The 20,852-nt window shown below is 40.3% G+C and carries 24 protein-coding genes and 1 riboswitch; of the genes, 12 read left to right on the top strand and 12 right to left on the bottom strand.

Annotation, left to right across the window (positions count from 1 at the left end; all coding sequences use genetic code 11):
- Nucleotides 1-5: 5 nt before the first annotated feature.
- Nucleotides 6-605, bottom strand: a complete 600-nt coding sequence (locus TSIB_RS02445; RefSeq protein WP_015848778.1) for an exosome complex RNA-binding protein Csl4 — start codon at nt 603-605, stop codon at nt 6-8.
- 243 nt (nt 606-848) lie between these two features.
- Between TSIB_RS02445 and TSIB_RS02440 the strand changes: the two genes are divergently transcribed.
- Nucleotides 849-2,726 carry a threonine--tRNA ligase gene (locus tag TSIB_RS02440; protein ID WP_015848776.1) on the top strand — a complete coding sequence of 626 codons (1,878 nt, stop codon included), beginning with the start codon at nt 849-851 and terminating at the stop codon, nt 2,724-2,726.
- A 46-nt stretch (nt 2,727-2,772) separates the two neighbouring features.
- On the opposite strand, the gene TSIB_RS02435 is transcribed toward TSIB_RS02440, so the two are convergent.
- Nucleotides 2,773-3,456 (bottom strand): TBP-interacting protein, encoded by a 684-nt coding sequence (locus TSIB_RS02435; protein WP_015848775.1) that lies wholly within the window; start codon nt 3,454-3,456, stop codon nt 2,773-2,775.
- Nucleotides 3,457-3,578: 122 nt separating this feature from the next.
- On the opposite strand from TSIB_RS02435, the gene TSIB_RS02430 reads away from it, so the two are divergent.
- Nucleotides 3,579-4,406: a translation initiation factor eIF-2B alpha/beta/delta subunit family protein gene (locus tag TSIB_RS02430; RefSeq protein WP_015848774.1), complete on the top strand. Its 828-nt coding sequence runs from the start codon at nt 3,579-3,581 to the stop codon at nt 4,404-4,406.
- Between the two features lie 200 nt (nt 4,407-4,606).
- On the opposite strand, the gene TSIB_RS02425 is transcribed toward TSIB_RS02430, so the two are convergent.
- From TSIB_RS02425 to TSIB_RS02400, 6 genes are all read right to left on the bottom strand, one after another.
- Nucleotides 4,607-5,419 (bottom strand): mechanosensitive ion channel family protein, encoded by an 813-nt coding sequence (locus tag TSIB_RS02425; protein ID WP_015848773.1) that lies wholly within the window; start codon nt 5,417-5,419, stop codon nt 4,607-4,609.
- 63 nt (nt 5,420-5,482) lie between these two features.
- The gene (gene coaBC / locus TSIB_RS02420; protein WP_048160205.1) at nt 5,483-6,700 is read right to left on the bottom strand and encodes a bifunctional phosphopantothenoylcysteine decarboxylase/phosphopantothenate--cysteine ligase CoaBC; all 1,218 of its coding nucleotides are present in this window, start codon (nt 6,698-6,700) and stop codon (nt 5,483-5,485) included.
- Nucleotides 6,701-6,749: 49 nt separating this feature from the next.
- On the bottom strand, nt 6,750-7,325 hold the full coding sequence (locus tag TSIB_RS02415) for a DUF835 domain-containing protein (protein ID WP_015848771.1): 576 nt from the start codon (nt 7,323-7,325) through the stop codon (nt 6,750-6,752).
- Nucleotides 7,326-7,422: 97 nt separating this feature from the next.
- Nucleotides 7,423-7,803, bottom strand: coding sequence for a DUF190 domain-containing protein (locus TSIB_RS02410; RefSeq protein ID WP_015848770.1), 381 nt, complete (start codon nt 7,801-7,803; stop codon nt 7,423-7,425).
- Between the two features lie 4 nt (nt 7,804-7,807).
- The gene (gene crcB, locus TSIB_RS02405) at nt 7,808-8,179 is read right to left on the bottom strand and encodes a fluoride efflux transporter CrcB (RefSeq protein ID WP_048160204.1); all 372 of its coding nucleotides are present in this window, start codon (nt 8,177-8,179) and stop codon (nt 7,808-7,810) included.
- 24 nt (nt 8,180-8,203) lie between these two features.
- Nucleotides 8,204-9,049 (bottom strand): prenyltransferase/squalene oxidase repeat-containing protein, encoded by an 846-nt coding sequence (locus TSIB_RS02400; protein WP_015848768.1) that lies wholly within the window; start codon nt 9,047-9,049, stop codon nt 8,204-8,206.
- 23 nt (nt 9,050-9,072) lie between these two features.
- Nucleotides 9,073-9,148: riboswitch (Fluoride riboswitch) on the bottom strand.
- Between the two features lie 70 nt (nt 9,149-9,218).
- On the opposite strand from TSIB_RS02400, the gene TSIB_RS02395 reads away from it, so the two are divergent.
- On the top strand, nt 9,219-9,872 hold the full coding sequence (locus tag TSIB_RS02395) for a zinc metalloprotease (protein ID WP_015848767.1): 654 nt from the start codon (nt 9,219-9,221) through the stop codon (nt 9,870-9,872).
- A complete protein-coding gene (locus tag TSIB_RS02390) occupies nt 9,850-10,500 on the top strand; it encodes a glycosyltransferase family 2 protein (protein ID WP_015848766.1) in 651 nt (216 codons plus the stop codon). The genes TSIB_RS02395 and TSIB_RS02390 overlap by 23 nt, the downstream gene beginning before the upstream one ends.
- On the opposite strand, the gene TSIB_RS02385 is transcribed toward TSIB_RS02390, so the two are convergent.
- A complete protein-coding gene (locus TSIB_RS02385) occupies nt 10,501-10,731 on the bottom strand; it encodes a MoaD/ThiS family protein (protein WP_015848765.1) in 231 nt (76 codons plus the stop codon).
- Between the two features lie 247 nt (nt 10,732-10,978).
- Here TSIB_RS02385 and TSIB_RS10375 point away from each other — a divergent pair, with 247 nt between their 5' ends.
- Nucleotides 10,979-11,116, top strand: coding sequence for a hypothetical protein (locus tag TSIB_RS10375; protein ID WP_015848764.1), 138 nt, complete (start codon nt 10,979-10,981; stop codon nt 11,114-11,116).
- Between the two features lie 73 nt (nt 11,117-11,189).
- Nucleotides 11,190-11,531, top strand: coding sequence for a hypothetical protein (locus TSIB_RS02380; RefSeq protein WP_048160203.1), 342 nt, complete (start codon nt 11,190-11,192; stop codon nt 11,529-11,531).
- 26 nt (nt 11,532-11,557) lie between these two features.
- Here the strand turns inward: TSIB_RS02380 and for are convergent, their stop codons facing one another.
- Nucleotides 11,558-13,423 carry a tungsten-containing formaldehyde ferredoxin oxidoreductase gene (gene for, locus TSIB_RS02375; RefSeq protein ID WP_015848762.1) on the bottom strand — a complete coding sequence of 622 codons (1,866 nt, stop codon included), beginning with the start codon at nt 13,421-13,423 and terminating at the stop codon, nt 11,558-11,560.
- 271 nt (nt 13,424-13,694) lie between these two features.
- Here for and TSIB_RS02370 point away from each other — a divergent pair, with 271 nt between their 5' ends.
- Both TSIB_RS02370 and TSIB_RS10370 read left to right on the top strand, forming a co-directional pair.
- The gene (locus tag TSIB_RS02370) at nt 13,695-14,747 is read left to right on the top strand and encodes a radical SAM protein (protein ID WP_015848761.1); all 1,053 of its coding nucleotides are present in this window, start codon (nt 13,695-13,697) and stop codon (nt 14,745-14,747) included.
- 121 nt (nt 14,748-14,868) lie between these two features.
- Nucleotides 14,869-15,036, top strand: a complete 168-nt coding sequence (locus TSIB_RS10370; RefSeq protein ID WP_015848759.1) for a hypothetical protein — start codon at nt 14,869-14,871, stop codon at nt 15,034-15,036.
- Here TSIB_RS10370 and TSIB_RS02365 read toward each other — a convergent pair.
- The gene (locus TSIB_RS02365) at nt 15,033-15,233 is read right to left on the bottom strand and encodes a TIGR04140 family protein (RefSeq protein ID WP_015848758.1); all 201 of its coding nucleotides are present in this window, start codon (nt 15,231-15,233) and stop codon (nt 15,033-15,035) included. The two genes, TSIB_RS10370 and TSIB_RS02365, sit on opposite strands and share 4 nt — an antisense overlap.
- Nucleotides 15,234-15,324: 91 nt before the next feature.
- Between TSIB_RS02365 and pyk the strand changes: the two genes are divergently transcribed.
- Nucleotides 15,325-16,752 (top strand): pyruvate kinase, encoded by a 1,428-nt coding sequence (gene pyk, locus TSIB_RS02360; RefSeq protein WP_048160201.1) that lies wholly within the window; start codon nt 15,325-15,327, stop codon nt 16,750-16,752.
- On the opposite strand, the gene TSIB_RS02355 is transcribed toward pyk, so the two are convergent.
- Nucleotides 16,749-17,504 carry a molybdopterin-binding protein gene (locus TSIB_RS02355; protein WP_048160200.1) on the bottom strand — a complete coding sequence of 252 codons (756 nt, stop codon included), beginning with the start codon at nt 17,502-17,504 and terminating at the stop codon, nt 16,749-16,751. The two genes, pyk and TSIB_RS02355, sit on opposite strands and share 4 nt — an antisense overlap.
- A 110-nt stretch (nt 17,505-17,614) precedes the next feature.
- Here TSIB_RS02355 and TSIB_RS02350 point away from each other — a divergent pair, with 110 nt between their 5' ends.
- The 3 genes from TSIB_RS02350 to cytX all read left to right on the top strand — a co-directional run bounded on the left by TSIB_RS02350 (nt 17,615) and on the right by cytX (nt 20,850).
- Nucleotides 17,615-18,355 (top strand): ATPase PP-loop superfamily, encoded by a 741-nt coding sequence (locus tag TSIB_RS02350; RefSeq protein WP_015848755.1) that lies wholly within the window; start codon nt 17,615-17,617, stop codon nt 18,353-18,355.
- A 24-nt stretch (nt 18,356-18,379) separates the two neighbouring features.
- A complete protein-coding gene (locus tag TSIB_RS02345; protein ID WP_048160199.1) occupies nt 18,380-19,381 on the top strand; it encodes a TIGR01177 family methyltransferase in 1,002 nt (333 codons plus the stop codon).
- A 188-nt stretch (nt 19,382-19,569) separates the two neighbouring features.
- Nucleotides 19,570-20,850, top strand: a complete 1,281-nt coding sequence (gene cytX, locus TSIB_RS02340) for a putative hydroxymethylpyrimidine transporter CytX (RefSeq protein ID WP_015848753.1) — start codon at nt 19,570-19,572, stop codon at nt 20,848-20,850.
- Nucleotides 20,851-20,852 lie beyond the last annotated feature (2 nt).

Here is a 20,852-nt window from a genome sequence, read left to right as displayed (position 1 = left end):
ACACCCTATTCCAGTCTCAGTTTTCTATAATAAGTTGATAATTTTCTAGATTCACTTCTCCCACATTTTGGACAAACAAGCGCATTTCCTTTTCTTACCAGAGATACCTTACATGAAGAACATAACGCATAAATTACACCCAAATCAGGCTCTCTTGTTGTAAGCTGTATTGGACTCTTGTTATTTGTCAAAACTTTCGCTCTTACTATGTCTCCAATTTTAAATTCACTGTTCATAGACTCCACATACCCATCCTTAACTTGAGACACATGAATCCCAGCCAATTTTGAAGTCGCTATTTCTCTATATCCTTTCCTTCCTTCAATTTTAAGCAATTCAACTATCGCTGCTTGAGACTTTACCTCCAGAACTCTAGCTATCACAATATCCCCCACCTGCGGAAGTGGGGGAACATCAGTTACTGGTTCTACTGAAATCTCTATTTTTTCTAAATCTATCTTAACTCTCCCCATTCTTGCGGCGTAGAGTTCTCCATTTTCTTCAATTACCCCTTCACCTGGAAGAAATTCCTCAATAACACCAAGATAATCACCAGGAAGAACCAATTCTCCATTTTCTACCGTTTTCTTTTTAGGTTCAACCATTCTTCCACCACCACTAATCTTAAACCAATTAAACTTTTAAGTTTATGGATAAGGAAACGGCACAACTGACCTCCTCCCCGCCCTGAAGGGCGAGGCTTTCAAAAGAAAAAGTAAAATCCAAGACCTGTATGCAATACCAACTAGCTCTCTCCTTAACTCAAACGAGAGGTTTTCAAAATACATAAAAAGGTTAATAGTAACTTTTATGTAGCTTATCTAAGTTAGGATTAGGTGGTGATATAAATGAGAATATTGCTGATACATAGCGACTACCTTGAATACGAAGTTAAAGATAAGGCCTTAAAAAAACCAGAAGAAATAAGCGAGAATCAAAAAAAGGGAAGGCTTGATGAGGTTTTAGCTGTATTTATGAGTGTTGAAAAAGTTGATGAACAAAACCCTGAAGAAATCGTGAAAAAAGCTGTAAAAGAAATAGAGGAAGTTGTTTCTCAGGTGAAAACAAACAACATTTTTGTGTACCCATTTGCTCATTTAAGCAGTGAACTTGGCTCTCCTGATGTAGCCCTTAGGATACTAAAAGAAATAGAAAATGAGCTCAAAAACAAGGGTTATAACGTTAGAAGGGCCCCATTTGGTTATTATAAAGCATTCAAACTTAGCTGCAAAGGCCATCCTCTAGCAGAGCTTTCAAGGACAATTGTTCCTGGTGAAGCCAAGAAGGAAGAAGAAGTCCCAGAAGCTCTTAAGAAGGAAGAAGAACTCGTTAGTTATTGGTATATATTGACACCTGAGGGGGAGCTTGTAGAGGTCGATAAGTTTGACTTTTCCGGATATGAAAATCTCAAAAAGTTTGCAAACTATGAGATAAATAAGAGCAGGCTCGTTACAGAAGAGCCTCCCCACGTAAAAATAATGCTTGAGCAGGAACTTGTGGACTATGAAGAGGGAAGTGACCCAGGGAACCTCAGGTACTACCCAAAGGGAAGACTAATCAAGTCCCTTCTGGAAAACTATGTTACAGATAAAGTCATTGAATATGGCGCAATGGAAGTAGAGACACCTATTATGTATGATTTTGAACATCCTGCCCTAGAGAAATATCTAAACAGATTTCCTGCAAGACAGTATGTAGTTAAGAGCGGAGACAAAAGATTCTTCTTAAGGTTTGCAGCTTGCTTTGGTCAGTTCCTTATAAAGAAAGACGCTACAATCAGCTATCGCCACCTGCCACTTAGAATGTATGAACTCACAAGATATTCATTTAGAAGAGAAAAACGCGGAGAGTTAAGTGGTCTTAGAAGACTTAGAGCCTTTACAATGCCCGATATGCATACGGTTGCTAAAAACCTACAGCAGGCCATGGAAGAGTTTAAGAAGCAGTACAAACTGAGTATGGAAGTGCTTAAAGGAGTTGGACTAACACCTGAGGATTATGAAGTAGCAATAAGGTTTACAGAAGACTTTTGGAATGAAAATAAGGATTTCATAGTAGATCTCGCCGGAATAATTGGCAAACCGGTCCTTATAGAGATGTGGAAACAGAGATTTTTCTATTTCATACTAAAATTTGAATTTAACTTTGTAGACAATCTCGACAAAGCTGCAGCCCTAAGTACAGTCCAGATAGATGTCGAAAACTCTCAAAGATTTGGGATCACCTACTATGATGAGGAAGGGCAAGAAAAGTACCCACTGCTCCTTCACTGCTCCCCCAGTGGTGCAATAGAACGTGTTATGTATGCAATACTAGAAAAACAAGCAAAAATTATGAAAAAAGGCAAAAAACCAATGTATCCACTATGGCTCAGCCCCATTCAAGTAAGGATTATTCCGGTGAGTGAGAAGTATCTGGACTATGCCCTTTACATTGCAGGGAAACTGGAAGGTGCAAAGATAAGAGCAGATGTAGATGATAGAAACGAGAGACTCAACAAGAAGATTAGAGAAGCCGAGAAGGAGTGGATACCATATATAATCGTGGTGGGGGAGAACGAGAAAAGAATGGGAGTTATCACAGTTAGAAAGAGGGAAGACAACAAGCAGTACGAGATACAGGTTGAAGATTTGATAAAAGAGATAAGACAGAAGACAGAAGGGTTCCCATACAAACCAAGACCCCTACCTCCACTGGTAAGTATGAGACCAAAGTTCAGGGGGTGATCTCCCTCTTAATTTTATTTTTGAATTAAGGAGAAAAAGAAGAGATTTATTCCTCTTGAGTCTTTGGCCCACCGAGCATCTCCTTCAGAAAAGTCTGTGCTTCTGGGGCAAACTTGTTTTGGGAAACTTCCTCTCCAAATTTGTTGAAGATTTTCCCTTCAAGGAAATTCAGCTCAAAGATCTCGTACTCTTCACTGTCTTTTTTTGCAACACTGATGTTATGTTTGGCAAGATGCTCTGGAACGCTCTCTATATCAATATATTTTCCGCATTTTTCACATTTGTAGAACTGCCAGAATACATAATCCTGTCCATTCATCATGTTGCTTTTGAGATGTCTTATCAAAGGACCCCCCAAATATTCATAGGTGTCCTCCTGCACGAGTCTTCCATCTCTCTCAATAACTCTAAACCCGCTCCATACTATGTGATCGTTAATGTCCATGAGAGTGGCCTTTAAAAATCTCTCAGAAAGTATGAAAACACCATTTTTAATATAAAACGTGTTGTTGTTTGGGATAACTGCAATATCGATTCCTGGCCCGTTTTTTTGTTCACTTAGTTTTTCAGCCTTCTCTTTGCTTCCTACGACACTTATTCTTATAGGAAGCTCACTTTTCCTGTGATGTCCTATAATCGTGTCTTCATAAATGTGCCAGTGGTAATCATCTAATGCCCTTATTTTTGCATAAACCCTTTTCACATCTGCATTCAGCTCACTGTATTTCATTCACACCACCGTCAAGATTTCATCCTTAGAATTAATAAGTTTTCCCGGAAAAATTTAAAAAGGGTTACAATAGCGAAAAAATCTTTTAAAGTCTAAAGAATAGAAGGATATGGAGTGATACAATGCTTCCACAAGAAGTAGAAGAACTCATAAGAGAAATGAGTGAAGAGCGAATTCGGGGAGCTTCTTACCTTGCACAGATGGGTGCTAAAGCTTACGCAAGGCTTGCTGAGATTCTTGAAGGAGAAGAATTTCTTAACGGATTAAAAGATCTCGGAGTTGAGATCCTCAATGTGAATCCAACAATGGCATCCCTTTACAATCTAGTGAGATTCATTCCAATAATTGATAATCCTGAATTCGTAGCTGCAAAAGCCAATGAGTTCATACGATTAAGTGAAGAGGCAAAACGTGAGATCGGAAACATTGGAAGTGAACTTATAGACCAGAATGAAATTATAATCACTCATTCTTATTCTTCAACGGTTCTTGAAATCTTAAAAAAAGCCAAAGAAAAAGGAAAGGCCTTTAAAGTAATTATAAGCGAAAGTGGACCTGATTATGAGGGACTATTTTTTGCCAAAAAACTTGAAGAGTTTGAAATTCCATTTGAAGTTATAACAGATGCACAGTTGGGCCTCTTTGCAAAGAATGCGACTTTGGCTTTAGTTGGAGCCGATAATATCACCAAAGACGGCTATGTATTCAATAAAGCCGGGACATATTTACTAGCTCTGGCATGTAATGACAATGGTATTCCGTTTTACGTGGCCGCTGAGACCTTTAAAATCCATCCAGAGGCAAGAGCAGAGGACATTAAGATCATCGAAAGAAAATTCAAGAGAGATCATATAATAATACGAAACTATCTCTTTGATGCAACACCTTGGAAATACATAAGGGGAATAATCACAGAATTGGGTATTTTGGTGCCACCAAAAGAGATCTAAAAATAAAAAACAACATTTAAAAGTTTAACTCGTTAAGGCAGAGAGAGTTAGTTTCATCCTAGCATATCTACACTCTTATCCCATATCTTCTCCGCAAGCTCTCTTTTGCCCATGAGCTGGGGCTTTTCAATTGATCTAACCTTTTTCTTAAAAAAGAACCCCCTTATGGTTTAATAAATAAAGAAAAGATCAAAGAGCAATTACTTCGGCATCTCTTTAATGTGGACGTCCATCTGCGGGAACGGTATCTCAATGCCCTCTTTCATGTACAGCTCGTAGATGCCCTTCGTCAGGTCTACCTTGACTGCCCAGTGGTCCTCGGTCTTGGTCCAAGCGCGGAGCTGCAGGTTGATAGAGGAATCTCCAAGGCCCGTTATTATAACGCTCGGCTCAGGGTCATTCAGCAGCTTCGGATGGTTTTTCATGAGCTCCATGGCGAGCTTTACTGCTTTATCGAGGTCAGTGCCATAAGCCACGCCAACGTCAACGCTAACCCTCCTAGTTGGCATCCTAGTGTAGTTGGTTATGACATTCCCCCAGACGAGCTTGTTCGGTATCGTTATGAGGACGTTGTCTGGCGTTAGGAGCTCGGTGCTCATGACTCCAACGGCCTCGACCTTTCCAGTCTGGCCGGCAATGGTTACCACGTCCCCCTTTTCAAAGGGCCTCAAGGCGGCGAGCCACACTCCGGCCGCAAGGTTTGTGAGGGTGTCCTGCATTCCAAAGCCGAGTATCAGGCCTATCACAGCTGAGAGTCCGAGGACGACGGAGCCGACCTCCACTCCGAGTGCCCTGACCGCCAGCAGGATTACTGCCACGTAGAGAAGAGCACTTAGGAACCTTGCGAGGAACTCAATGACAAGCCCCGAGAGCTTTGTCTTCTTTAACCCCTTCTTGAAGGAGGCCACGATTATTTTGGCCACTATAAAGCCCACTATCAGGACTAACACAGCCGTGATTATTTGCATAGGGGTTATTCCCACGTAAGGCAAGGGCTTGTCCAAGACTACCATGCAATCACCTCCAGAGAGTTTCTAAATATGTATATAGGGAGTACAAGCATAAAAAGTTTATGGCTAACCGGAAATCATCGAAATTATTTCATCAAAGAGTCTTTCCGCAAGCTCGCGCTTGTTCATTCTCGGCAGTTTCTTTGTAAAGTCTTTTCCAACGAGTATGGCCTCGTTCTCCTCGCTGCCGAAGGCTTTGAGTGTGTTTGCCACGACTATGTCGCTTCCAGCCCTTTCGATTTGCTTCCTCGCGGCTTCAATTAGCTCATCCTCGCTGAGGCCTGTTTCAGCTTTGAAACCGACGAGGAAAACATCTGGTTGAAGTTCCTTAACTCTGTCTATTATCTTCGGCGTAGGTTCAAGCTCAAGCGTTAAAGCTTTTCCGCTCTTTATCTTTACACTGACCTTATCCTTAATACGGAAATCGCTTACGGCCGCAGCCAGAATAACAATATCGTACTTCTTGCTATTCAGCTCGTTCTCTATTACCTCAAGCATTTCTTCAACGGTCTCAACTTCAACTTGGTTCTCCACAAAGCTTGGCACACTCCCCTTGGTTCTTATCAAAGTAACCTCTGCCCCCCTGAATTCCGCCTCCTCTGCTAATGCTACACCCATCTTGCCGCTGCTCCTGTTTGTTATGAACCTTATTGGGTCAATGTATTCTCTCGTTGCTCCAGCAGTTACGAGGACTCTCTTTCCAGCCAGATCTTTTCTGTGGAGCTTTTTAATTACGTGATAAACAATTTCTTCAACGCTTGCCACCTTTGCCTTTCCTTCCTCGAATCTAGACCCGATAAATTCAACTCCGAGCTTTTTGAGCTTCTCTATGTTCTCCTTAACTATCGGGTGCTCATACATTGTGAAGTGCATAGCTGGAGCAATCATTATTGGAGTATGGGCAAAAGCAGTCGTTACGACAGTTGTAACTGGTGTATCATCAATTCCACAGGCTATTTTCGATATAGTATTGGCCGTTGCAGGACAGACCAAGACCAAATCTACTTTGTTTTCGTGCTCTCCAGCAAGTTCAACATGCTCTACAAATCCCGTGATCTCTGTGACAACCGGATTGCCAGTAGCAAATTCCATAGCATAGGGATGGATTATCTTTTGGGCACTTGGGCTCATAACGGCATGAACTTCAGCTCCATGTCTTATGAGCTCCCTTGCGAGCTTTACACACTCAACGGCCGCTATACTTCCAGGTATAGCAAGGACTATTTTCTTCCCAACAAGCTTCCTGCTCTTTGTCGCATATATCAGCTTGACATGATGAAGCATTTTCTTCACCAAGGTAGACTTGGAAAAGAGAATATTTAAGGTTGCTGTTTTATGGGGAAATCCTCCTAAACTCCCTATACAAGAGAGAAAGCTGTCTTTCCTCAAAAGTCCTTTCATCCACAACAAGAACAAGAATCGAATCCCTCAGCAAAATATGATCTTTCAAATTAAGAAGGAATTTAAAAGTCGGCTCAAACCCATTTTCTAAGATAAGATACTCTACTCCATCAAAAATTAGACCATGATCATGTGTAATCGTTTTGGTCACCCAATGAAGAATTTTCTCAAGATGTGTCGGTCTAACTGAATTCTCTTTTTCGATTTTGCTTATCCACAAGCATGGGAAATCATGTTTTTCAAAAAGATGATGATTTCTGACAATACCAACAAGCTTTTTATCCTTTAAAAGATTAGCAATAAGATAATCCACATCCAACGATGGATAAGCCCATGCTCCAGGAGAAAGAGGAGCCTCTTGTTGTTTTGGTTTTTTGTTTGTATTGAGAATCCCGAGAAAATTTCCTAATACTCCCAAAGCAAAGGGAAGAGAAGAGAGAATAAAGTAACCTTCTAAAAGTTTCTGCCCCAAAACAAGAGGTGGATTCATAAAATTAATCCAACTCATGCCACTCTCACATTTGTATTATTGAAGTATGTTCTTTATAAAATTATTGCTTATAAATTTCCAACAAGTTGAAGAAGTAACAAATACCAAACAATACTCATTTTTCCCTTACTGCATCTTCCTCGAACTTCTTCATCTCTTCTTTAGTCCCGACCCACACCACTATAACCGGCTCGACAGTTATCATACCATCCTTTATCATGGGTTTTATTTCGTTTATAGCTCTCTCTATCATATGACCCCTATCAACGGTCTCAATTATTATTGGCAAATCCGTGGAAAGCCTTAAAACGTCGCTTGAGTGCACTCTGCTCTTTTTTCCAAACCCATAAATACCCCTATAAACAGTTGCCCCAGCAAGTCCCATTTCTCTCAGTTTTTCGACTATTGCTTTGTAGAGCGGCCTTCCATGCCAAGTATCGTTTTCTCCTATATAAATTGTCATTCTTAAAGTATTCCAGTGCTCGATTTCTACCATACTTTCACCTCCTTGCAAGAACAAACCCTAAGAATACTAAGCTTACAGTTATTATAATGTTTGCCGAGATATTTAGAAGGGCAAGAAAATGCTCCCTCTCACGCAAAAGGCTAAACGTTTCATATGAAAAAGTCGAGAACGTGCTTAATCCCCCACAGAATCCAGTTCCGAAGAAAACTCTCCAATTGGGAGAGACCTCGTAACCAAAGAAAACCAAGCCGTAGAGATAGCCGAGCAGAAAACTTGCTATGCTGTTTACCAAGAGGGTTCCTACAGGAAAGTCTTTGTAAACGGGAAGCAGACCTGCAATGCTGTAGCGCATTATGGCACCAAGCATTCCTCCAACGCCAACTGCCAGGAGAACCTTAGCGTTCATTTTTCCTGCCCCCAAATTCCGACGTTAAAAGCCCAAAAGGTCATCAAGTGCCCTCAAAGCTCTATAAGTGTTCTGAAAGTTTGAGATGCCCATTTCAAGACTCCTTCTAAAGCCCCCGTTAGGGTTTTGAAGGGCTCTTATGAAGTTTATATGCTCCTTCACATATCGCGGCCTCTCACCGAGCAGTTTTAGCCCTCTTAATGCATAAAACGTTGGCTCCAGATAGGGTGGGAGAGAATAGGGCACCTCTGTGAAGCCCCCGTAAACCTCACATCTATGAAAGTGGCTTGTTTTTGGTATCTTGTAGTCCAAAGAATTGAGCGAATATATTGCCTGATAAGTCATGGTGGTTGTAGCTTGTTTTAATCCGTAGCCGTCCCCTTTTCTAAAGCTTTCGATGAACTCTTTTATTTTCTCTTTTTCTTCTGGAGAGATTTTGTGATTTGTTGCCTTGAGTGCTCTAAGCATCCAGTAAGTTGCTTCAAGTGGAGTTGCAGTCCCAAATTCCTCGCTCCCTCCAAGACCTACAGCAAACTTACCCTGGAGAGGATCATATTTTTCAAAGACCAGCGAAAGGCCGTCCTTTGCGAGGTCTTTTGCCCCTAAAATCGCCAACCCCTCAATTGCCATAGATACCGCAACAACTGCTTGTTGTGGCTTTAATGAGTCGTAAAGGAATCCTATAGTTTTCTCTTGCTCTGGAACTTTCATGCCTAGGAGGTCGTAGATTTTAACCGCATAGTAAGTGTCATTTATGTTTGTCTCATTCAAGAGGGAAACAAAGCAGTAACCTCCATCTTCATGTCTCCTCTCTTCAATATACTTTAAAATCTCTCTAAGCTTTACATAATCTCCTAGCTTCGAGCCCATTCTACCGCCTCCTAAAGTTTTAGCGGAGAACAGGCGTCATCAGCCCTTGTGGGCGGTTCGGGCCCGAAGCCCCGGGCGGACGCCATCGCCCAACGGCAAATCTTTAGGTAATTTTATAAGCTTTTCCTTTAGAAAGATAATAATAGCAACTAAGCTAGTGTGAGTTAACATGGAGCTCGTAGGATTTGTTCATGTGAGCAATACGTTCAATGAAAGATTAATAGCTAGAGTCTATAAGAGGGTTAATGCATATTTCAAATCAAAAAACCTTCCAATAAGGCTAGTTTATTTAGGAGAGCTTGAACTAGGGCCCGGTTATCTTGTAAATATTCAAACAGAAAATGGAAATGTTAAAGGATACCCTTTAGAGGGCGTTACTGAACTTCTCCATGCAAAGCTCATTCACACCCAAGAGGAAATTATGGAAAAGAGAAAAACACGTGAGGAAAAAAATGAAAATAAAAACAACAACGTATCAAAAATGAACAAAATATTTGGTATATTGAATTTTCCCATAGTCTCCAGAAATCCCTATTTAGACTTTTATGAGAAGTTCTTAGGAATCCAACAAGATTTCCATGAACTAAAAGTCATGGTACTATCCATCAAACCTTTTGAAGACAATGACGAGAAAGTTTTTGAAAAAAGGCTTTTTAAAGGAATCTTACATGAGGTAGGGCATGCCTTTGGATTAAATCATTGCCAAGAGGATTGCGTAATGAATCCTCCAAAAGTTATTGGTGAATGGGACTTGAGAAGAGACGACTTCTGTGAAAGGTGCTTTGTGGAGCTGAAAAGAAATGTTAAGTGGAAAGAAGATTAGTATCATAATCCCTGCCTACAACGAAGCAGGAAGAATTGGTAATGTCCTTTCAAAAATTCCTGATTTTGCTGACGAAATTATAGTGGTAGATGATGGAAGCAAAGATAACACTGCCGAAGTAGCAAAGAAATATGGAGCGAAAGTTATACGATTAAAAGAAAACCAAGGCAAAGGTGCTGCCATGAATACAGGCATGAAAGAAGCCACTGGAGATATCATAGTCTTTATTGATGCTGATGGACAACACAACCCTGAGGAAATCACTAAACTTCTCAAACCAATACTACAGGATGAAGCTGATTTCGTGATAGGTTCTAGATTAATAAAAGTGCAAGGTAAAAGGCCCCTTATTAGAAAGGTCAGCAACTTTCTAAGTACATCTCTAATAAGGCTAAAACTTGGAATTAACGTGAAGGATACACAAAGTGGATTTAGAGCTCTTAAACGTGAATTTTTACCCGAAATTGAGAGCAAGAGATATGAAGTAGAAACCGAGCTCTTAATAAAAGCTGTAAAAAAAGGTGCAAGAGTTAAAGAAGTGCCTGTAGAAAGGATATATGGGATTGAAACTGGACATTTCCGATTTGAGGATGTTATAAGATTTTTGAAAGTTCTTTTTAAGTACTAATCAGCCGCCACTTAAAACTGGCATAACTTTTATTTCATCATTTTCTTCCACAATTGCCTCCCCTTTCGCTGGTTTGCCATTGATAAATATTATTTTATCATGGAATTCGTCATATCGTGGGATGACTTCTCTGAGAATTTCGTTAGCAGTTTTTGGACCTTCAAGTTTAACTTCGAGCTCTCTCGCCTTGGCCAGATGAGCAAAAGCCCCCATAAGCCTGATTTTCACCATCTTAATCACCTTTTTCGGTTTTTATTTTGCTATTTTCTCATAGTACATACTACTAATAAGTTTTAGGGTCATAAACCCTCTGTTCACTATTTTAAAGTGTACTAATTTTAAACAAAAATTTTAATAATAATAAAGTGGACTAACTTTAAAAAGTCATTGCTGAATATCTTTTCATAATTAATCAAAGAATTTTATATATAACTATTGACTTAATATAACATGTAATTCTCCAATCGGGGGAGGGTGAATGAAGAAGCGAGCATTATTGGCCATATTTGTTATAGTTTTGTTAGTTGGTGTGACCTCTTTCAGAGCAACAGGCTACTCGTATGGAGTTTTAGAGAGAAGTTCAAAAAACCCTGTGGCGGAGTTAGTGGCCAAGTAGTAACTATTAATTCTTTGGAAGGCATTTCGAAAGAATTACTGGTAAAAGAGATACTGCGGAGGGCTGAAGAATAATGGAAGAAACAGTCACTCTACGCATTTATTTTTATAAGGGGCTTATCGCTTTGGCCACAATCACCTTAGTGTTCTCATTTATGGAATGGGGAGTGTCCAAATCATGGGCCTATTTCTATTATTTCTTGAGTGCTATAATGATCCTTGAAAGCCTTCACCAGCTTGGAAAAATATCTTTAAAAACGCTGATACTGGTAACATTCTTCCTTTTGTGGATTTTGGTACTTTGTTGGGTGCAAAACCCTAAAACTACTGCAAAGGAACCATTTATAATAACTCTGAGCTTTGTAGTGTTAACCTTCATATACCACGTATGGGTGTACTCAAGAAAAAGGAGATAGCAGTTAAAAATGTATTAAATGAAAAATCACTCGAGCTTTGTAACCTTCTCAAGCTCTGGAATAACGAATTCAAGGCCAAGGTCTTTGAGGGTCTCCTTCTTTGGAATACCTCTCTCATCCCAGCTCCTGAGCTTGTAGTATTCGTTGAGTAGCACGTCATATTTCTCCTTATCAAGGTGCTGTCCCTTATAAGGTCCACTCTTAAGGCCTTCTTTGAACCATCTCTCTGGTGGGTAGTCCATCTCCCTGCTCCAGTTGCTATTGTATTCTCTTACCCAGTAGGCCCTCATGAGGGCATAAACTCTATCAGCTGCTTTGTATAAGTCGTCCCATGTATACTTAACACCTGTGATAGCCTCAATAAGCTTGGGATAGTAGTCCAAGCTGAGTCCCACTTCAACCCATGGAAGCCTACATGCCGTGAGCATCTCGAAGAGACCACCTCTGAGCCTCTGCAATTCAATGACCTTTGCAGCCTTCTCTGGGTCATAAGAGATTTTATATTCAACCTTCTGAGCCTTTTCACCCTCAATTGGAGCTGTTCCAATTTCCCATGCGATGACCCATGCTTCCTTGTGGTGAGCTCCAATGGCACTTGTTCCATATGCCAAAGCCATTGCTGGATAGATGAAACAGTTGTAACCGCTTACTTCTAAACCTTTTACGTGCATTGCGAAGTCCTTAGCACCGAGTTTTTCACTCATACCTTTGACACCTTCAGCAGCAAGGTTTCCAAGCTCTCCCCTTCTGTAAGCTATATCCAAGGCAAGCTGCTTGGCTTTCTTGAAGTCGCCAAATTCGGGAGCATTCTCATCTTTTATGAGACCCTTCTCTTTGGCTTCCATCACATAAGAGATCGATACTCCAAGGGATATTGTATCAAGGCCCATCTCGTCGGCAATTCTATTAAGGACTGAGACTTCATTGAGCTTCCCAAGTCCAAGGTTTGAACCTAATAGAGCAACATTTTCATAGTCAAGCTCACTCTCTTGGCCATCTGCATCAAGAACCACGTTTCCACATGGCATGTTACAGTATGGACAGCCTCTTTGCTTAACTTTCATACCTTCCATTGTAAAACCATCAATAGAACGAGCGAACTCAAAACTACCGTCACTGAAGTTTCTTGTTGGAAGAGCCGAGTTTTCATTGGTCCATTCAAGTGCAGCCATTGTTCCTTGTCTATGCCAGAATGGATAACCTGGCGAGTTAAGAATTGCATTGTAGGCCTCTTGTGAAAGCTCCCTAAGCTTCTCCTTATCAGCAACAGGAATTTCTTTGGTACCCTTTACCACAACTGCCTTTAACTTCTTACTTCCCATCACTGCACCCATACCAGGCCTTCCAGCGGCCCTTCCTTCTTGAGAAATTACTACTGCGTATTTGACAAGATTCTCTCCACCAGGACCTATGCTGAGAACACCAACATTTTTACCATGGACCTCTTTAAGTTCTTTCTCAGTTTCAAAGGTAGTCTTGCCCCAAAGGCCCTCAGCACTTAAGATACTAACGTTATCATCCTCAATATAGATGTAGACTGGCTTTTTGGCCTTTCCTTCAACAACAAGAGCATCATAACCAGCTTTTCTCAGGTGCACAGTGGCCATTGTTCCAAGGTTACCATCGCCGTAACCACCTGTTATTGGGCTCTTAGCAGCGATAACCATTTTTCCACCGCTTGGGGTTGGAAGACCGTTAAACGGACCGCTTGCAAAGATCAATTTGTTATCAGGACCGAGAGGATCTACGTTTTTGGCTTCATTCCAAAGAATCCATGCAGCTAAACCTCTACCACCAATAAAGTTCTTTGCGACCTCTTCAGAGTATTCTTGCACCCATACTTTGTTGTTCGTTAAATCAACTCTAAGTATCCTTCCCCACCAACCTTTCATAAAAGACCACCAGAGTTCATTAATGTCTGAATTTTAATAAAGGTTTTGGGTTCATAAAATAGTTTAATTGATATAAAGCAAGAAAACAACTTTATTTAACGGCTATCGTTGAAATAAGCTTTTTTATTTAGCAGGTTTCTTCGAAGAATCTTTGAAAAGAGCTGAATACTATCGAAAATTGCCTGTTCAATGAACGGAATATTTACAATGCCAGAGGTACCTAACTCCAAAAAGGTTTAAACTTTTAATATCTTCTGTGCTATTTTAATTGATGATCATGTGGTTTAGAAGGGTAGAAGTTGAAGAGATTAAAAGGGCAAAAGAAGCTCTACAGCATTATTTTTCAATTTTAAGTGGAGAGGAAAGGCCCAACTTCTTTTACACAAATCGGGTAGAGGTTAATTTCAAAGAAGATACTGATCTTGAGGAGTTGTGGGAGATACATAAAGAAGGTATGGAAAGGCTGAGGAAAAACAATTTAAAGGAGAATCCAGAAAAAAGTCTTCTTGACTTAAAAGCTCTAATAGCACATAAAATGCTTGAAAGATGTGAACTGTGTGAGTTCAAGTGCCACACAAACCGCTTTGAGGAAATGGGCTACTGCAGGGTTAAAGAGAGCTTAGTTGCAAGCACTTTCCTTCACATAGGGGAAGAACCGGAGCTAGTTCCATCTTATACGATTTTCTTCTCAGGGTGCAATTTCAGGTGCGTCTTTTGTCAAAATTGGGATATAAGTCAACACCGTGTAGGTCTAATGTATTCTCCAAAAGATATGGCCGCTAAAATAGCGGTAGCTTATGCGGAAGGTGCTAAAAACGTTAACCTCGTCGGCGGTGAACCCACTCCAAACCTTCTCTTCATTCTCGAGAGTTTGAGATACGTAAGGGTTCCAATTCCCGTGATCTGGAACTCCAACATGTACATGAGCGAGAAGAGCATGGCTCTTTTAGATGGAGTTGTCGATCTCTATCTCGCAGATTTCAAGTGGGGCAACGATGAAGATGCACTAAAATACTCCAGTGCCCCAAAATACTGGGAAATCACTACAAGGAACTTTTTACTTGCTAAAAAACATTACAAAGCAGAATTTTTAATAAGACACCTCCTAATCCCCGGTCATCTGGAATGTTGTACAAAGCCGATTTTGAAATGGATAAGCGAAAATCTTGGCAGGAACGTGAGGGTTAACGTGATGTTTCAATATCGGCCGGAGTACAGGGCTCATGAATACCCCGAAATTGATAGAAGGCTTACGAATGATGAAATGCTCAAAGCAGCCCAGCTTGTAAAGGAGTTTGGATTAAAAAACGCGCTGGTGGGATAGATGCAGGTAACTTCAGGAGTCTCTACAAAATGGCTTTTGGTTTTGTTTCTGTTATTTTTTATACTCTTTGGCTTAAAAACGCTCGTAGAAGAATATTTGGAAAGAAAAAAAGGTGGCGAAAATGCCTATCCCCACAAGAGGAATTACCGATAAAACATTCATTGGAAGTATAATAAGCGTAATATTCGGTTACCTGCTTATTCGTGTTTTCACAACCTGGTATTCAAGATACCTTGAGAAAAAAGAAGAGGAGCTCAAAGAAAAGGAAAATATCGGAGAGCTTTATTAGCCGCCCGCTCTGGATCTCATTAGAACGCCCATAAACTTTTCAACTTCCTCATCACTTCCATCAATAACCACCATCCATCTTGGCATCCCAAAATAGAGCCCCACTTCTCGGATTTTTATCTCAACCTTAGCTTTGGAGATTTCCTTGATTTTAAGAACCTCATCTGGAGGAATCGCTGTTATCAACTTTTTTCTCATGAAAATACGTAAATGCAGAAGTTTAAAATATTTTCGAATTTTCTAGAAAAGTTAATTAATCTTGAAAGAAAGGAGCAAAATGGTGAGAGAAATGGAGCTTCCCGATCACAAAACAAAAATAATTGCCACAATCGGCCCGGCTTCAAGGCATGCGGGAACTATAGAAAAGATGATAAAAGCTGGAATGAGCGTTGCAAGGATAAACTTTTCTCACGGAACCCTTGAGGAGCACACAAAGACCATTGAGCTGATAAGAAAAACCGCCGAGAAATTGGAAAAGATAGTTGCAATTCTGGGCGATCTGCCAGGGGTAAAAATGAGAGTTGGAAAGATAAAAGGAGACTCCATAACCTTAAAAAAGGGAGATAAAGTTGTACTCACAACAAGGGACGTTGAAGGAGATGAAACAACTATTCCCGTCGAGTTTAAAGATTTTCCAAAGCTGGTGTCAAAAGGAGATGTAATATACTTAAGTGATGGTTACATAATGTTAAGGGTCGAGGAAGTTAGGGAGAACGAGGTCGAATGTGTTGTGGTGAACGGAGGTACATTGTTCTCTCATAAAGGAATAAACATCCCAAAGGCTAACCTTCCAATCGAAGCAATAACTCCAAGGGACTTTGAGATAATCGAATTCGCAATTGAACAGGGAATAGATGCTATAGGCCTCTCTTTTGTAGGCTCTGTCTACGATGTTCTCAAGGTAAAGAGCTTCCTGGAAAAGAAAAAGGGCAATAATTTTATAATAGCAAAAATAGAACGGCCGGATGCAGTGAGGAACTTTGATGAAATTCTAAATGCTGCTGATGGGATAATGGTAGCTAGAGGAGACCTAGGAGTAGAAATGCCAATCGAAAAACTCCCCATAATGCAGAAACAACTTATAAAAAAGGCCAACTTAGCTGCAAAGCCTGTAATAACTGCCACCCAGATGCTTGTTTCAATGACCACAGAGAGAATACCAAAGAGAGCAGAAGTCACAGACGTTGCAAATGCGATACTTGATGGCACAGATGCCGTAATGCTCTCTGAAGAAACTGCCATAGGGAAATACCCTGTGGAATCAGTAGAGATGATGGCTAAAATAGCCAAGACAACAGAGGAATATAGAGAATCCCTAGGACACTCCAGATTACGCGCTTGGATTGACTTACTGCCAAAAAGGAGCACGATAAAAGAAGCAATAACACAGAGCGTTATAGATGCCCTCTGTGCCATAGACATAAAATACATCCTAACCCCAACAAGAACAGGATTAACTCCAAGGCTCATCTCACGTTTTAAACCAAAACAGTGGATTTTAGCCTTTTCAAATAACGAAAGAGTCTGTAACAGCTTAGCCTTTTCCTATGGAGTTTACCCATTCTGCATGGAAGAAGAGTTCAATGAAAAGGACATGATAATGTTAGTAAAGGGGTTGGGAATAGTCAAAGAAGATGATACAGTTCTCTTAACAGAAGGAAAACCAATAGGAAAGACTATAGGGACAAATACGATACGTATTTTCCAAATTCCTTAAACTTCCTCAAATTTTATCCCTCTTTCTTCTATAAATCTTCTAGCCCTTTCAATTTCATCCTCAGACTCCCCAAAGAGTATTATCCCAATGTATTTTCCAAAGCCCTTTGGGGAGGAGTGTATCTTTATGTTGAATCTATTCAGTGCCTCAACTAAAAGAGGAGCAAGCTTTGATTCATCTGTTATCTCTGCAAGAAGTTTTCTCTGGATAAATTTTCCTTTTCCAAGTTTGGGAGACACTTCATTTTCAAACATTGCCTTCATTTCTCTTGGCATTCCAGGGAGAACGAAGATTTTTGTGTTTTTATAGATTAAAAAAGCACCTGGAGCTGCCCCAACAGTGTTGTTGAGAATTTCAACCCCTCTTGGGATGTACGCCATCTTCTTCCGTGCTTCATTAATTTTCGGATCATCCACAAAACCCTTTTTATATAACTCTAAGTAGAATTCTTCAATTCTCTTGAGGATATCTTCTCTAAGTTCTAGTTCGAGATTGAGAGCTCTGGCAACTGCAAGCATTGTTACATCATCATGTGTTGGCCCTAATCCACCGGCTATAACCAAAACCTCTGGTTCTCTTGAGAGAACTTCTCTTACAACAGTTTTTATCTCTTCCACATCATCTCCAACGGTTGTTATCCTCCTCACCCAATAACCCTTCTCTGTGAGCTTTTGAGCTATAAAAGCAGAGTTGCTGTCTACAGTGTTACCAGTTAAAAGTTCATCTCCTATTGTTATTATCTCAGCGAACATTCCCACCCACCCTAAATAATTAATATCGTCAAAAATTTAACCTTTCTGGAAAGTCCATCTCTAATAAACCTCACAGAAACCCTTTAAAACTCATTTCCAAATCATCTTCGATGATAGAAAAAGTAGAAGGCAACTTCATTAAAACTTACCGTTTGCAGCAAAGTCTCGAAGCTCTTGAAAGGGTCAGAGGAGAGATTAGTGAAGAGACCTATGAAAGATTAAAAGCCCTTATTCACTACCGACTCTACGGAGAAGAATTTGAGAGAAGTAAAATTGATGAAAAAATAGCTTTAGCTTTTTCAATGGGGAGTGATAGCACGGCCTCACTTTTAATCCTTAAATGGGCAGGCTTTGATGTAGTTCCAGTAATGGTAAAACTTCCCCAAATGAACGATGTTGTCTTTTTTAGGGCCAAGAGTTATGGAGCGGTTTTTGTTGAAGTTCCAGCGTATATGGAGATTATAAACTCCCAGATACGGAAAAGAGCTCCTATATGTGGTAAATGCCACTCTATGGTAATGGACGCCGTAAAGGGGCATGCAAGGAAAGAAGGAATAAAAATTGTAGCCTCTGGAGATCTCCTTAGTATTGGGAGTATCTCGATATACAAAGAAGAAGATTTAATAAACTTAAACTTTCCAGCTTTTTTAGCCCTTGATAAAAGGGAAGCTATAAAAGTGCTTGGAAAGAGATATGCCCTTGGATTTGGCTGCTCACTCTGGAAAAGCGCCGCCAAAACTACACCGATTTTAAAACGCTTTGGTATCCAAAGGGTGTTGAGAGAACTCAGGGCAGGAGCAATAGACAAGGAAATCGCAAAAGCCCTGATTAAAGATATACTAAGGAACTGAATCTGATGAATGGAGGGGAACAAATTGCTTTATGTCGAAATTCTTGGAAATTTACCCGAAATGGCTGAAGGAGAGGTTAAAGCTTTACTAGAGCTTAGTAATCCAGGATTCACAATACTTGAAAAAGACTATCTGTTTCTGGCATTAAAAGCGAATGAGAGCGCTTTTTCCTACCTTAAAAGGCTTGGAATGGCCCATGAGTATGGGAACTTACTTTTTTCTGGTGAGAGCCTTGAAGAGCTCTATTTGAAGGCAGAGAATCTTGAATGGGGAAACTTCATAGCAGGGAGCTTTAAAGTAGACAGAGAAACAATGTTGAACTGCCGCTACAATGTAGAGAACCTAGAAAGAGAACTTGGAGCAATTATAGTAAGACAGGGTTTCAAAGTAAATCTAACAAGTCCTGACACATTAGTCAGGGTATATTGCGGGCAAAAACTCTGGGTTGGAATAAGAAAGCAAACATTCCCGGCCAAATCATTTGAAAAAAGAAAAGCAGATAGAAGACCATTTTTCAAACCTATAGCTCTACCTCCACGGCTCGCAAGAGCAATGATAAATCTAGCACGAGCAAAAAAAGAAGTTCTTGATCCATTTATGGGTACCGGTGGAATACTTATTGAAGCTGGCCTTCTCGGTTTGAAGGTTTATGGTGTTGATCTCCGAAAAGACATGGTGGATGGAGCCAAACAAAATCTCGAACATTATGGAATAAAAAACTATGTGTTAAAAAAAGGAGATGCCACTAAACTAGGGAAACTTTTTCCAGACAAAGAATTTGAAGCAATTGTCACGGACCCTCCCTATGGGACTTCTGCAACGCTCGGTGGAAAGGTGAGAGAAGAACTCTATGAAAAGGCATTAGAAAGTATATACGAAGTCCTAGATGGCCACTTGAGCATTGCATTCCCAACAAGCTTTGAAGCTGAGAAAGTAGCTGAAAGAATTGGATTTGAAGTTTTGGAGAAATATTACCAGAGAGTTCACTCTTCTCTGGATAGATATTTCTACATTATGCGTAATTAACAAACACATTAAAAGACACTTCCAAACCAATAAGGGCCAAGATACCTGTATGATGTATTTTTGGAGGATTCTAACTTGATTTTGCTTTTCCACTTGAATAGGGACATTATCACTTCTTATAACTTGGTTTTTATTTTTAACAAAAAAGTTATAAAATTTCACAATAGAAATTAGCCTGGGTGTAGGAAATGCATGAGGGATACGAAATAAAGCCAGTTGAGAAAAGCAAGAAAACTTTTACACTTATAACACTACTTGCAATATGGTTTGGAGCAGGGATAAGTATAGCGGAGTTCTGGGCAGGAGCGTTGTTGACTCCAGCACTCTCATTGGGCATGGCAATACTAGTGATTATTGTAGGACATCTACTAGGAAATGCCATCATGGGGCTGATAGCCCTCGAAGGTGAGGAAACGAGCCTACCCACTATGGTACTTTCAAGAGCCTCATTAGGAATTAAAGGTTCAATTCTACCTTCGATCTTGAATTACCTCCAGCTCATAGGATGGACAGCTATAATGCTTATAGTTGGAGCCAATGCCATGAATGCAGTCTCGAAAACTTTTGGTTTTGAGGGTTATCCATTGTGGGTCCTCTTGCTAGGTGTTCTCGTTACATTATGGACATACATCGGTCCAAAAAACTGGGAGAAACTAGAAAAGATCGCTGCTTTACTCTTACTTGCACTAAGCCTATGGCTTACTTATGTTACGCTCAAGAAATTTCCCTTAAGTGATCTTCTCACCAAACCCGGCACTGGAGAAATTGGTGCTATGTTGGCCCTAGACCTAGTGATAGCAATGCCCCTCTCATGGGCCCCATTGATAGCAGATTACTCAAGATTTGCCAAAAATAAAAATTCAGCCTTCTGGGGAACCTATTTAGGCTATTTCATTTCATCAAGCCTGTTTTACTTTGTAGGAGCGCTCACCAACATGGCGATTGGAGAAGGAGATCCTATAGAAATTGTAGCAGCTTATGGTATAGGAATCCCAGCAATGTTGATAATAACATTCTCAACAGTCACAACAACCTTCCTCGATGTCTACTCAGCCGCAATAACCTACAAAAACATCTCTCCAAAGGCAGATGCAAAGAAACAAGTGCTTTTTGTTGGTGCATTAGGGGTTATCCTAGCTTTAGTATTTCCAATGGAACAGTATGAAAGCTTTTTACTGCTTATTGGAGGAGCTTTTGTCTCTCTAGCAGCAATAATGATAACTGACTACTTCCTTGTTAAAAAAGGCTACAATGCAGAGGCACTTTTCGATGAAAATGGCCCATTTGCTGGATATAATTCCAAAGCAATAATAATCTGGAGTATAGGGTTCATATTTTACATGGGCCTAGCTATAGAAGGCCTTTTTGGAATCCATATCCCGCTATTAAGCGAACTCGGCTTTAGATTAGGTTCCAGCATTCCAACGTTCATCCTTGTAAGCGTTCTTTATTACATATTCGGAAGGTGAAG

It is taken from the genome of Thermococcus sibiricus MM 739, assembly GCF_000022545.1.
Lineage (GTDB): Archaea > Methanobacteriota_B > Thermococci > Thermococcales > Thermococcaceae > Thermococcus_A > Thermococcus_A sibiricus.
This window is presented reverse-complemented; position numbering and strand designations above follow the sequence as displayed.

Bases quoted from the DNA above. Each gene is read 5' to 3' on its own strand.
- TSIB_RS02445 (WP_015848778.1), bottom strand. From the start codon at position 605: ATGGTTGAACCTAAAAAGAAAACGGTAGAAAATGGAGAATTGGTTCTT.
- TSIB_RS02440 (WP_015848776.1), top strand. From the start codon at position 849: ATGAGAATATTGCTGATACATAGCGACTACCTTGAATACGAAGTTAAA.
- TSIB_RS02435 (WP_015848775.1), bottom strand. From the start codon at position 3,456: ATGAAATACAGTGAGCTGAATGCAGATGTGAAAAGGGTTTATGCAAAA.
- TSIB_RS02430 (WP_015848774.1), top strand. From the start codon at position 3,579: ATGCTTCCACAAGAAGTAGAAGAACTCATAAGAGAAATGAGTGAAGAG.
- TSIB_RS02425 (WP_015848773.1), bottom strand. From the start codon at position 5,419: ATGGTAGTCTTGGACAAGCCCTTGCCTTACGTGGGAATAACCCCTATG.
- coaBC (WP_048160205.1), bottom strand. From the start codon at position 6,700: ATGCTTCATCATGTCAAGCTGATATATGCGACAAAGAGCAGGAAGCTT.
- TSIB_RS02415 (WP_015848771.1), bottom strand. From the start codon at position 7,325: ATGAGTTGGATTAATTTTATGAATCCACCTCTTGTTTTGGGGCAGAAA.
- TSIB_RS02410 (WP_015848770.1), bottom strand. From the start codon at position 7,803: ATGGTAGAAATCGAGCACTGGAATACTTTAAGAATGACAATTTATATA.
- crcB (WP_048160204.1), bottom strand. From the start codon at position 8,179: ATGAACGCTAAGGTTCTCCTGGCAGTTGGCGTTGGAGGAATGCTTGGT.
- TSIB_RS02400 (WP_015848768.1), bottom strand. From the start codon at position 9,049: ATGGGCTCGAAGCTAGGAGATTATGTAAAGCTTAGAGAGATTTTAAAG.
- TSIB_RS02395 (WP_015848767.1), top strand. From the start codon at position 9,219: ATGGAGCTCGTAGGATTTGTTCATGTGAGCAATACGTTCAATGAAAGA.
- TSIB_RS02390 (WP_015848766.1), top strand. From the start codon at position 9,850: ATGTTAAGTGGAAAGAAGATTAGTATCATAATCCCTGCCTACAACGAA.
- TSIB_RS02385 (WP_015848765.1), bottom strand. From the start codon at position 10,731: ATGGTGAAAATCAGGCTTATGGGGGCTTTTGCTCATCTGGCCAAGGCG.
- TSIB_RS10375 (WP_015848764.1), top strand. From the start codon at position 10,979: ATGAAGAAGCGAGCATTATTGGCCATATTTGTTATAGTTTTGTTAGTT.
- TSIB_RS02380 (WP_048160203.1), top strand. From the start codon at position 11,190: ATGGAAGAAACAGTCACTCTACGCATTTATTTTTATAAGGGGCTTATC.
- for (WP_015848762.1), bottom strand. From the start codon at position 13,423: ATGAAAGGTTGGTGGGGAAGGATACTTAGAGTTGATTTAACGAACAAC.
- TSIB_RS02370 (WP_015848761.1), top strand. From the start codon at position 13,695: ATGATCATGTGGTTTAGAAGGGTAGAAGTTGAAGAGATTAAAAGGGCA.
- TSIB_RS10370 (WP_015848759.1), top strand. From the start codon at position 14,869: ATGCCTATCCCCACAAGAGGAATTACCGATAAAACATTCATTGGAAGT.
- TSIB_RS02365 (WP_015848758.1), bottom strand. From the start codon at position 15,233: ATGAGAAAAAAGTTGATAACAGCGATTCCTCCAGATGAGGTTCTTAAA.
- pyk (WP_048160201.1), top strand. From the start codon at position 15,325: ATGGAGCTTCCCGATCACAAAACAAAAATAATTGCCACAATCGGCCCG.
- TSIB_RS02355 (WP_048160200.1), bottom strand. From the start codon at position 17,504: ATGTTCGCTGAGATAATAACAATAGGAGATGAACTTTTAACTGGTAAC.
- TSIB_RS02350 (WP_015848755.1), top strand. From the start codon at position 17,615: ATGATAGAAAAAGTAGAAGGCAACTTCATTAAAACTTACCGTTTGCAG.
- cytX (WP_015848753.1), top strand. From the start codon at position 19,570: ATGCATGAGGGATACGAAATAAAGCCAGTTGAGAAAAGCAAGAAAACT.